The 10,545-nt window shown below is 64.0% G+C and carries 9 protein-coding genes; 1 reads left to right on the top strand and 8 read right to left on the bottom strand.

All coding sequences use genetic code 11. The features are described 5' to 3' along the window. The first annotated feature begins 49 nt into the window (after positions 1-49). On the top strand, positions 50-1,372 hold the full coding sequence (locus tag JNL31_RS13950) for a pyruvate dehydrogenase complex dihydrolipoamide acetyltransferase (protein WP_294974310.1): 1,323 nt from the start codon (positions 50-52) through the stop codon (positions 1,370-1,372). An 84-nt stretch (positions 1,373-1,456) separates the two neighbouring features. On the opposite strand, the gene JNL31_RS13945 is transcribed toward JNL31_RS13950, so the two are convergent. From JNL31_RS13945 to JNL31_RS13910, 8 genes are all read right to left on the bottom strand, one after another. After that, positions 1,457-2,086, bottom strand: coding sequence for a CDP-alcohol phosphatidyltransferase family protein (locus tag JNL31_RS13945; protein WP_294974308.1), 630 nt, complete (start codon positions 2,084-2,086; stop codon positions 1,457-1,459). Continuing rightward, entirely contained in the window at positions 2,083-3,027 is a 945-nt protein-coding gene (locus tag JNL31_RS13940) for a phosphatidate cytidylyltransferase (protein ID WP_294974305.1), read from the bottom strand. The genes JNL31_RS13945 and JNL31_RS13940 overlap by 4 nt, the downstream gene beginning before the upstream one ends. Next, positions 3,024-3,668, bottom strand: coding sequence for a 1-acyl-sn-glycerol-3-phosphate acyltransferase (locus tag JNL31_RS13935; RefSeq protein ID WP_294974302.1), 645 nt, complete (start codon positions 3,666-3,668; stop codon positions 3,024-3,026). Before JNL31_RS13935 ends, JNL31_RS13940 begins: the two co-directional genes overlap by 4 nt. 10 nt (positions 3,669-3,678) lie before the next feature. Then, positions 3,679-4,485: a serine O-acetyltransferase gene (gene cysE, locus JNL31_RS13930; RefSeq protein ID WP_294974315.1), complete on the bottom strand. Its 807-nt coding sequence runs from the start codon at positions 4,483-4,485 to the stop codon at positions 3,679-3,681. 193 nt (positions 4,486-4,678) lie between these two features. Next, on the bottom strand, positions 4,679-8,572 hold the full coding sequence (locus tag JNL31_RS13925; RefSeq protein WP_294974299.1) for a glycoside hydrolase TIM-barrel-like domain-containing protein: 3,894 nt from the start codon (positions 8,570-8,572) through the stop codon (positions 4,679-4,681). Continuing rightward, positions 8,573-9,016 (bottom strand): peptidase, encoded by a 444-nt coding sequence (locus JNL31_RS13920; RefSeq protein ID WP_294974297.1) that lies wholly within the window; start codon positions 9,014-9,016, stop codon positions 8,573-8,575. Continuing rightward, complete coding sequence (locus JNL31_RS13915) at positions 9,013-9,909, bottom strand: DUF2163 domain-containing protein (protein WP_294974294.1); 897 nt, start codon at positions 9,907-9,909, stop codon at positions 9,013-9,015. Before JNL31_RS13915 ends, JNL31_RS13920 begins: the two co-directional genes overlap by 4 nt. Continuing rightward, the gene (locus JNL31_RS13910) at positions 9,906-10,538 is read right to left on the bottom strand and encodes a DUF2460 domain-containing protein (RefSeq protein WP_294974292.1); all 633 of its coding nucleotides are present in this window, start codon (positions 10,536-10,538) and stop codon (positions 9,906-9,908) included. The genes JNL31_RS13915 and JNL31_RS13910 overlap by 4 nt, the downstream gene beginning before the upstream one ends. Positions 10,539-10,545: the final 7 nt, after the last annotated feature.

The raw sequence follows: 10,545 nt of genomic DNA, 5'->3' as shown, positions 1-10,545 counted from the left end.
GAGATCGTCGCGGCCGCCAGGGCCGTGACCTACCGCTGAGGGGGAGGCGATGACGATCGACATCCTGATGCCCGCCCTCTCGCCGACGATGGAGGAGGGCACGCTGGCGAAATGGCTGGTCAAGGAGGGCGACGCCGTCGCCTCCGGCCAGGTCATCGCCGAGATCGAGACCGACAAGGCGACGATGGAGTTCGAGGCGGTCGACGAAGGGGTGGTGGGCAAAATCCTGATCGCAGAGGGCACGGGTGGGGTGAAGGTGAACACGCCGATTGCGGTGCTGCTGGACGAGGGCGAGGATGCGTCTTCGGTCGCGGCGCCCAAGGCTGCGGCGGCTCCGGTGGCGGTCCCCGAACCGGCGGCGGCACCTGTGGCGGCGGAGGGTCGGGGTGAACCCCGACCTACGGCGGTGGGGCCGGCTGCGGGCGGTTCGCGGGTGTTTGCCTCGCCGCTAGCGCGGCGGATCGCCAAGGAGAAGGGGCTGGACCTCGGAGCCGTGAAAGGCTCGGGTCCGCATGGCCGCATTGTCCGGGCGGATGTGGAAGGCGCGCAGCCAGGGGCGGCGAAGCCTGCGGCGGCGGTTGTCGCCGAGGCCCCGAAGGCGGCCCCTGCCCCGGCTGCTGTTGCGGCGGCGATGCCGACGGGCATGGCGGCGGAAACCGTGATGAAGATGTATGCCGACCGGCAGTACGAGGAAGTGCCGCTGGACGGGATGCGCCGGACCATCGCCGCGCGGCTGACCGAGGCCAAGCAGACGATCCCGCATTTCTATCTGCGGCGGGACGTGCGGCTGGATGCGCTGATGGCGTTCCGCGAGCAGCTGAACAAGCAGCTTGAGGGTCGGGGCGTGAAGCTTTCGGTCAACGACTTCATCATCAAGGCCTGTGCTATGGCATTGCAGGCGGTGCCCAACGCGAACGCCGTCTGGGCGGGCGACCGGATGCTGCGGCTGAAACCGTCGGACGTGGCGGTGGCGGTGGCGGTCGAAGGCGGGCTCTTCACCCCGGTGCTGCGCGATGCGGACAAGAAGTCGCTGAGCGCGCTGTCGGCGGAGATGAAGGACCTGGCGGGGCGGGCGAAGACCAAGAAGCTCGCGCCGCATGAATACCAGGGCGGGTCCTTCGCGATCTCGAACCTGGGGATGATGGGGATCGAGAATTTCGACGCGGTGATCAACCCGCCGCATGGGTCGATCCTGGCCGTGGGTGCGGGGATCAAGAAGCCGGTGGTCATGGCGGACGGGACAATCGGCGTGGCAACGGTGATGTCGATGACGCTGTCGGTGGATCATCGGGTGATCGACGGGGCCTTGGGGGCGGAGTTCCTGAAGGCGGTGATCGAGGCGCTGGAGAACCCGATGGTGATGCTGGCGTGAGGCGTCGGAGCGGGGGTTTCACACCCCCGCACCCCCGTGGGATACTTGTACAAAGATGAAAGGGGGGCTTTGGCCTCCCTTTTTCTATCGCGTCTTGAGCTTCTGGATGAGAGTCCATGAGCGGCGCAGGATCGTGGCGGCGGCGCCTGCGACGAGGATCCACAGCGTGACCGTCAGGGTCCATTCGCCGGCGTAGAATGCGGCGAGGAGGGTGCCCGCGGTCAGGACGGCCATGCGCTGTGGCTTGGCAAGAGGGCCCGAGAAGTCGGGCGGGAAGCCTTCGGCGCGGCCAAGCTCGCGGATGTAGGCCGTGGCGATGGCGAGGCTTGCGGCCAGGAGGCCGAGGGCGGGCTGGTGGGCGGCGAGGCCGGCGCCGGTGAGGAAGAGGAGGTCGGAGACGCGGTCGGGGGCCTCGTTCCAGAAGGGGCCGTCCTTGGCACCCTTGCCACCCTCGATCGCGACCATGCCATCGATCAGGTTGCAGACGAGGCGGGCCTGCACGGCGGCGGCGGCGAGGATCAGGCAGAGGATCTGAAGGATGTCGGGGCCGTGCGGGGAGAGCGCGTAGAGAGCGAAGCCAAGGGCGGCGAAACCCATCGAGGCCTGGCTGATCTGGTTCGGGGTCAGGCTCTTGGCAACGGCCCAAGAGGCGAGACGTGCAGCCCAGGCGGAGTTGCGCGAGGTGAGGGGGCGGCGGTTTTCGGCATCGCTCATGTGGTGGACCAGAGCCAGCGAGTGATGTGGAAAAAGATCGGCGCGGCGAAGATCACGCTGTCAAGCCGGTCGAGGAAGCCGCCGTGCCCGGCAATGAGGTGGCCCCAGTCCTTGATCCCCCGGTCCCGCTTGATCGCCGACATGACGAGGCCGCCGAAGAAGCCCATCAGCGTGATGAGAAGGCACATGCCCGCCGCCTGCAGCGGTGAAAACGGCGTCATCCACCAGAGCGCGGTGCCGACGCCCGAGGCGGTGAGAGCGCCACCGATCAGCCCTTCCCAGGTCTTGGAGGGCGAGAGGTTGGGGGCGACCTTGGTGCGGCCGACAAGCTTGCCCCAGACGTACTGCATGACGTCCGACAGCTGCACGACGAAGATCAGATAGGCGATCAGGATGACATTTCGGCCCTCAAACCCCGGGATCCGCAGGTAGAGAAGCGCGGGCACATGGCTGGCGCAGTAGACGCAGATCATCAGCGCCCACTGCGTTTCCGAGACGCGGATCAGGAAGTCCTTCGTGGAGCCGCGGAGCGCCGAGAGGACGGGAAGCAGGAGGAAAGCGTAGACCGGGATGAAGATGGAATACATCCCGTACCAGTCGGTCGCGAGGAACCAGTATTGCAGCGGCAGGATCAGGAAGAAACAGGCGACGAGCGACCAGTGATCGGCGCGGTTGTGAGTGGTGAGCGTCAGGAATTCACGCAGCGCTGCGAAGGAGCAGAGCGCGAAGAGGAGAACGACGCCCGGCTTGCCCGCGATGAACGCAAGCGCGAGACAGATCACCATGACCCACCAGGCGTTGGTCCGTGCAATCAGGTTCTCGATCACCGGGTTCTCGCCAGCGGGCGATAGGCGCGCGCGGAGGATTTCACCGATGATCGAGGCGACGACCAGGATCGTGCCGACACCGGCAAGGAGCCAGAGGAGATGGGGAGAGGTCATAGCTGGCCAGGCTTCAGCGCGAGGAGTGCCTGAGTGGCACGGGTGAGGAAAGCATCCTTCGTCTCGCCTTCGGCAAGATGAAGCGGTGCCCCGAAGGTAAGCGTGCAAATCAGCGGCACGGGAATGATCTCGCCCTTCGGCATCACGCGGTTCAGGTTCGCTATCCAGACCGGCACAAGGTCGATGCCGGGCCGGGACTTGGCAAGGTGGTAAAGCCCGGACTTGAAGGGAAGAAGCGTGGAGTCAGAGCTGTTGCGCTGGCCTTCGGGGAAGAGGATGAGCGAGGAGCCCTCGTCCAGGGCTGCGGCCATGAGGGTCACGGGATCCTCGGTCCGCGCCTCGGGGCGCCGGTCGATGAGCACCGCATTGAACACCTCGCGCCCTATGAAAGCGCGGAGAGGCGAGGTCAGCCAGTAGTCCAGCGCCGCAACGGGCCGCGTCTGGCGCCTGAGCGGGACAGGAAGCGCAGTCCAGAGAAGGACGAAGTCGCCGTTCGAGCTGTGGTTGGCAAAGTAGACGCGCTGATGGCGGACGGGCTCGATCCCCTGCCAAACGGCGCGGGGGGCGGTTATGAATCTGGCGAATGTCGTGATTGCCTGCCCCGTCACCCGGGCGGCGAACGCGCGGAGGGAGGAGTTCATGCGGTGCAGGTCATTCCGCCTTCAGGATCTGGTCCATGGTCAGCGCGGGTTGGGCGCAACCGGCCTTGCCGACGACACGGGCCGGAACACCGGCAACCGTGCTGTTCGGTGGCACATCCTCCAGCACAACAGAACCAGCGGCGATGCGCGAGCAATGTCCGACGCGGATATTGCCAAGAACCTTGGCCCCGGCCCCGATCAGTACCCCGTCACCGATCTTGGGATGCCGGTCGCCGTCCTCCTTGCCGGTGCCGCCAAGGGTCACGGAATGCAGCATGGAGACATTGTCCCCGACAACGGCAGTTTCACCGATGACGATCGAATGGGCGTGGTCGATCATGATCCCTTTGCCAACTCGCGCAGCTGGATGGATATCGACACCGAACGCCTCTGACACCCGCATCTGCACGAAGTAAGCCATGTCGATCCGCCCGTTCTGCCACAGCCAATGGCCGATGCGGTAGGCCTGGACAGCCTGATAGCCCTTGAAGAAGAGAAGCGGCTGCAGGAATCGGTGGCAGGCCGGATCGCGTTCGTAAACGGCCATGAGATCGGATCGGGCTGCGGCACCGATTTCCGGGTCGTCGTCATAGGCCTGATCCGCAATCTCGCGCAAAATCTGTTCGCTCATCTCGCCGGACGCAAGCTTCAGGGAGAAGCGATAGGCAAGCGAACGTTCCAGAGTTGAATGGTGCAATAGGCCGGAGTGAATGAGCCCGCCAAGCAAGGGCTCATTGCGAATGGCCTCGTTGGCCTCTTCGCAGACCCGGTGCCAAACAGGATCGACGGCGGTCACGCGGGGTTTGGTTTCAAGCATAGCAAGGTCTCCGGCTGTGGCATCTTGATACCACATCCAAAGCCGGAGGCGACACGCATTTCTGAGCGGTCTTTCATCATTTGTTGAAATGTCTGCTTCAGCGCAACGTGCGAGTCCGGCCGATACTTGACCGACCCGACTACCACCGACAGATGGGTGCTCGGCATGCGCCATTGAATCACTTCGTGATGCGTCACGCGACAACGTCAAGCAATCGGAGCGGACCGGGCCCAAAGCTAGCTGAAATCTGTGCCACCGCCATCTGGAACACGCCCGACACCCCGTCCGCGGCTCGCATTGCCGCAGCATAGATGAACTGCGGTTGGGTCACCGTGTATTCGGAGACAATGGAAGATGCCTGGATCACTCGAACCAGGTAGGCTTCGCTTTCCTCGGCAAGGGGCACCTCCCCGGACTGCCAGCTGTCGCCGTCGAGGCGGGTTCTGCGTTTCCATGCCAGATGGACATCGCCAGCCTGCATCACACTCCGCAGATGGGCAACCGTGTAGGGACGCAGCCCGATACCGTCAAAAGCCTCGGTAAGTAAGGTGACGTTGGAATCATCAACGCCACGGGATGCCATGCCGACGCGATAGAAGCGCGCAAGCCCGCGCGATGACTGGGCAAGATCGATCTGCGCCAGCCCGAGATCGAGAAGGACGACCGTACTCCCGACGGGCCAGACACTCGGGACGATCCCATCGGTACCAAGTTGTCCACGAAGGCGTATCGAGATGTCATAGGTTTCCGGTGCGACGACTTGCGCCTCGGCAAACTGAAACACTTCCCAATTGGATCCGCTTCCATCGCCTATGGCCACTGCATTTGCGCCGTTCAGAACTGCCAGTCGGCTTGCAGACGAAAGCTCGCCGCCGGACAGCCTGACCCGCAGCGGCGCACCAAGGTCCCAAAGACCGGGACTGTGGAACATCAATGGGCTCTCCGTCACTCCGATGGTCGCTGGTGCGGCGACCAGACGATTCAGCTCGTATCCTGCATCCTCGCTGGACGACCAGATCGCGACCGAGCCGGGCCAAGGCTCTGCGGCAACCGCAACGTGGGGGGCGTGGGGAACTTCCTGGCCTGTCATCAATGGCAAATCCAGGAAGACAGCCAGGACGGGAACAGGCGGCACATACGGCCGTACCGAAATCGCCTCGTCTGCCTTGTCCGAGGGAAGATAGACGCCAGCCTCGACACGAACCGCCTCCAGAAGCTGGCCTTCGGATTGCTCTACGCGGTCGACACGGTACCGTTGCCCGGCGACGCGGACCACATCGCCCGCACCCAGATCCAGTCGCGACTTCGGCAACGCAAATCGGGCCGCATCCCGGGCCACCCGTGCCTCGGCCAGCCAGCGCTCAACTGTGCGCAGGCCCTCGGCCCTGGTCAGGGCCAATGGAAGGTCGGTTTGCGAGACACCAAGGGATTCCTCGTCGGGGAATCGGGTCTCGACTGAACGCGTCTCATAGCTCGATTGCGCATCGACGAAGCTCAGCCGCACCTGACCGGCCATTTCTGCATCGGAACTGCGCACGGTCTCGATTGCGCCATCGAGATCGGGCGAAACGGCGAGATCGCTTGCGTCGATACTGGCGATGGCCCTGGCATCCCGGTTTCGGAACATCAGAAGCCCGTCCCTCTCGAAAACATCAAAACCGAACGCCAGCATCAGCGGCTGCAACGCCGACCGGGCCGTCGTGATGTCTGACTGTTGAAAGCCACGCACCAGGCCGAACAGAGATCCCGTCTCCACGGCGTCGACGCCCGATCGCTGGCAAAGCTCACGGACTACTGCCGCCAGCGGCTGGTTTGATGCACGACCGTTCAACCAGTGGCCGCGTGCGTAGTTCTCCCCATCGCTCCAGACCGAGGTCTGGCCCGGAAACTCGGGAAAGGGTCGAGCGTCCCATGCCCAGGCATGGGCGTGATCCATGTCTATCATCGGGGCGCCGTAGATGCTCGACACCGGGTTGTTCTGCGGATCGGACCAGAACGAGACCGTGGCAAGCAGATACTGCATCTGGATCAGATCATCCCGTTGCCCGTTCGACCAGGCTGGAAGACCGGATTCTGACGATTTGGCGTCGATGAACCGGTTGGGCTGGTTGCTCCCCTTGTCAATCGCGGCACAACCATACTCGGTGAAACGAATGGGCTTCGACCCCGGAACCCAGCCAGTCGGCGAGACGGACCGGATGCCGTCAAGCCGGTCATGGTGCAGGTTCGACCACCATGACTTCAGATCCTTGTACCGATGCACCCAGGGCTCGCCGTGGATGCCGTCGGTGATGGGCAACCGGCGCTGCGCTTCAGCACCCTCAGGTCCGTCATAGTACCAGTCGAACCCCTCGCCGCCGGCGATGTTGGATCGCAGATACTCGGGATTGTAGATCGACCCGAAGCCGGAATCCGCGTGTATCTCCCCGTCGCGCCAATCGGAGATCGGCATGTAGTTGTCGATGCCGACAAAATCGACCGCGGGATCGGCCCAAAGCGCATCGAGGTGGAAATAGAGGTTCCCATCCGCCTGATAGGCGGAATACTCGGACCAGTCCGCCGCATAGCCGATCCTCACCTGCGGACCCAAGATTGACCGGCAATCCTCCGCCAGCCGCTTCAATTCCGCGACGGTCGGGAAACTGTCGCCCGCCCCCCTGATCTGCGTCAGCGACCGCATCTCCGATCCGATACAGAACGATTCCACTCCACCGGCCACTTTGCAGAGATAGGCGTTGTGCAGAATGAACCTGCGAAACCCCCAGTCGTTGGGCCCGTGGTAGCTTACGGTTTCACCAGCGACCGAAAAATCGTCAGCCTCCGCCATGCCGAAGAAGGCCTGGACTTCCGCCTCGGCACCAGCCGATCGGTCAGTGGAACCGGGCTGTCCTGGCGCATGTGCCAGCGTGATCCTTCCCCGCCAGGGCAAGGTGGGCTGCGATCCCGCACCCGTCCATGGGTCGGTCAGCGCGTTTCCCGCAACCTGATCCATCAACACGAAGGGATAGAACATCACATCCTTGCCCGCAGTCTTGATGGCGCGGATGGCTTCGATGACCGAAGCGTCAGCAGGTGTGCCGCCATAGATCGACGCGCCATCCACCTTCGGCACCTCCTGCGCCGACGCCCGGGTGATGCCGCCCGCGCGCCACGGCATGCCAACACCGTCGCGCAGTTTCTGCTCGACCTTCGGTCTGATCCTGCACGACGAACACCGAAGATCATCGCCGAACCACGACACCACGAGCGACACCGAACCCGCGTTTGGCAATTCCTGTGTCAGCTGTTCCAGGCTTGTCGCAAAGTCGGTCTTGCCCGACGGGGAATGAACGTTCGCCGACCGGTTCCGTCCCGGCGCTTCGGCATAGTGAACCGGCGTCACAGCCAGGCCGTATTCGCCCGTCCCCGGAATCAGCGCAACGCCGCGCACGGCGCCGCTCAGGGTTTCCGCCGCATCCACCGCCGGGCCCTGCGCGGCACGCACCACTTCGAAGCTGAACTGCGGGACCCGGTTGCCGTAGGGCGAAAGCTCGAGATCCTCGATCACGACATAGGCAAGCCCGCGATACGCGGGCGCGCGCCCGGTGCCTTCCACTGCTTCCACCAGCGGGTCGGGCAGCTGGGTTTCACTGCCGACATAGATCCGCAGGTTCAGGTCACGGGCCGAAATTTCGTTGCCATCGGCCCAGATCCGTCCCACCCGCAGGATTTCTCCCTCGCAAAGGGCAATCGCCAGGCTGACCGAATAGCTGTATTCATTGACTTTCGGCTTCGGGGCCCCCTTGCCCGTGCGGCGTCGGCGCACCGTTTCGGTGAACTCCGTGGCCCAGATCACCTGCCCACCCACCCGCATCCGGCCCCAGATCTGGCCAATCGCCCCGCCTTCGCCTGCGCCGGTCAGGCGCAGCCGGTCGATGCGGCCGACATCCACCGGGTCCGAACCGCTGCCGAGCACCCGCTGATCGATCGCGCGGCCAATCGTCGCCCCGACGGCGCGGCCGATGACGGCTCCCGAGAGACCCAGGACGGTCCCGCCAAATCCCGCACCAACCGCAGCACCGGCGGCGGACAGAAGCAGTGTGGCCATTCACTTGGCTCCTTCTGGAAATGTGAAACGCGCCGCGATCCGGCGCTGCCAGGGCAACGAAAGTGATGTCTCGATCACGCCATAGCCGGTGTAGGAGTGGATAAAGCGCGGATGCGCCCCGGTTTCGGACTGCAGGCCAAGATGCTTGGCAATGCCACCCTCCCGCATCCGGAAAAGGAGCACATCGCCAACATCCCCAGCACCTGTCGGCTTTGGAACAAGCCAACGTTCAGCGGCCGACAGCAAGACCTCCTGCCCGGAAGGCTCTGCCCAATCGGCCGTGTAGGCGGGAACCGGCTCCGGCTCTTCGCCATGCATTGTCCGCCACACCCCACGCAGCAGACCCAGACAATCCGTGCCGGCCCCCCTGACACTTGCCTGGTGCAGATATGGCGTCCCGATCCAAAGCCGTGCTTCGCCAATCGCGCGCTCGCCGATCCTCATGACCCGCTCCCACCGACCCGGCGCGCTCCGCCATTGGGACGGTCCGGCACCGGATAGGACGCGAGCCAATCCTCGCCCGGGATATGCGGAAATCCACGAAAATTCATAAAGTTGGCGAACTTGGCCTGGCACATGCCCTGGGTCTTGTCACAGCCTGCAAACACATGCACCAGATCGCCCGCGGCGACCGGCGCGCCCAGCGATTGCCATAGCTCAATCCGCCGAAGCGCTCCCGCCTGCCGGTCGATCTTGACGACGCCAACCAGGCCCTTCGCCGCGCCGGTCGTCACTGTGAACCGACCGCCTTCGAACCAGCGGTCGTCAAAACTCGCGACGTTCGAGAACAGGAAGACCCGTCCGTCTTCCTCAGCCGCCACAGGAATCTCGACCGCGTAGCTGGGCTGGTCCAGATCGAACCGACAGCGCCCGTCCCCCAATACGGCCGAACATCCGGGCGTGTAGGCCATGCCGTGCGGACGATTCAGAAGCTCGGTCAACCCGCGAAGATCCGCCTTGAAACTGCCGCCAACCCGGGAAATCTCGCCCAGATGCCCGCGAAACTGCGCGATAGAATCTTTGGGCTCGGTCCAGTTCACCAGATAGGCGCGGACTTCCGCACCATCGAACCGCCCCGCCAGCAGATCATTCTCGGTGATGGCCGTCGCGCTCAGCGCACCGAAGGCTTCGGTGTTGTCGACCGACAGGCCCGTAGTCTGCTGGAGAGCCCGGGCCGTCATGCCGGTATCGGCCTGACACCATACGCCATCGACAAGAAGATCCCGGTCATGATCGGTAAATCCAAGCACCACCCCGTCGCGGCGGCTGACCGTCCAGGCCCGGCAGACTGTGGTTGACCCGGTGGCAAGATGGGCAAAAAGGGATTCCTTGCTCAAAGGCGCACCTCCACGACCGGAACCGAAGGGACGTCGCCCGCGTGAAACGATGCGACCGAAGTCTGAATGGTGTCGGTATCGAACCGCACCGGCACATCGAACTCGAAACCCGCCGTGACCCGGGTTCCCAGATCGGGCGCAAGCATGAAGGTTACTTCCCCGGTCTCCGGATTGACCGAGAACTCAAGCGCTTCCGCTTTCGGATCATCGGCAACCGCCACCACCACGGTTCCTGCGACAGGCTTGCGGATCGGCCGGGTATAGCTTTGCAGACCCGAGAGATAGGTCTTCTGCAGCTGAAACACCTTGGTGGATCCGTCCCCGGTTCCGATCAACTGGTCGTCAGAGGCCGGGGTCGCCAGCGGCGCGCAGGACTTGAAGTCGGACCAGTCCTTCCAGCGAAACCCGTGCAACTGACCGGCCCGGGCCTCGAAAAACGCGATCAGCGTTTCAACGTCGTTCAATGACCGCAGGCCCACCCCGGCATCGTAGCGCCGCCGCGAATGCGCCCAAGGCGTATTGCGCTCTTCAAACCCGTTCGCCAGCGTGACGATCTCCGTCCGCCGTTCCGGCCCGCCGACAGATCCGAAGCTCAGGTTCGCCGGGAAGCGTATCTCGTGAAATGCCATGGAAATT

It is taken from the genome of Tabrizicola sp., from assembly GCF_016792905.1.
Lineage (GTDB): Bacteria > Pseudomonadota > Alphaproteobacteria > Rhodobacterales > Rhodobacteraceae > Tabrizicola.
Note: the sequence above shows the minus strand (reverse complement) of the source record. Positions and strands in the feature narration are given on the sequence as shown.

Coding starts and splice junctions, on each gene's coding strand:
- JNL31_RS13950 (WP_294974310.1), top strand. CDS start 50: ATGACGATCGACATCCTGATGCCCGCCCTCTCGCCGACGATGGAGGAG.
- JNL31_RS13945 (WP_294974308.1), bottom strand. CDS start 2,086: ATGAGCGATGCCGAAAACCGCCGCCCCCTCACCTCGCGCAACTCCGCC.
- JNL31_RS13940 (WP_294974305.1), bottom strand. CDS start 3,027: ATGACCTCTCCCCATCTCCTCTGGCTCCTTGCCGGTGTCGGCACGATC.
- JNL31_RS13935 (WP_294974302.1), bottom strand. CDS start 3,668: ATGAACTCCTCCCTCCGCGCGTTCGCCGCCCGGGTGACGGGGCAGGCA.
- cysE (WP_294974315.1), bottom strand. CDS start 4,485: ATGCTTGAAACCAAACCCCGCGTGACCGCCGTCGATCCTGTTTGGCAC.
- JNL31_RS13925 (WP_294974299.1), bottom strand. CDS start 8,572: ATGGCCACACTGCTTCTGTCCGCCGCCGGTGCTGCGGTTGGTGCGGGA.
- JNL31_RS13920 (WP_294974297.1), bottom strand. CDS start 9,016: ATGAGGATCGGCGAGCGCGCGATTGGCGAAGCACGGCTTTGGATCGGG.
- JNL31_RS13910 (WP_294974292.1), bottom strand. CDS start 10,538: ATGGCATTTCACGAGATACGCTTCCCGGCGAACCTGAGCTTCGGATCT.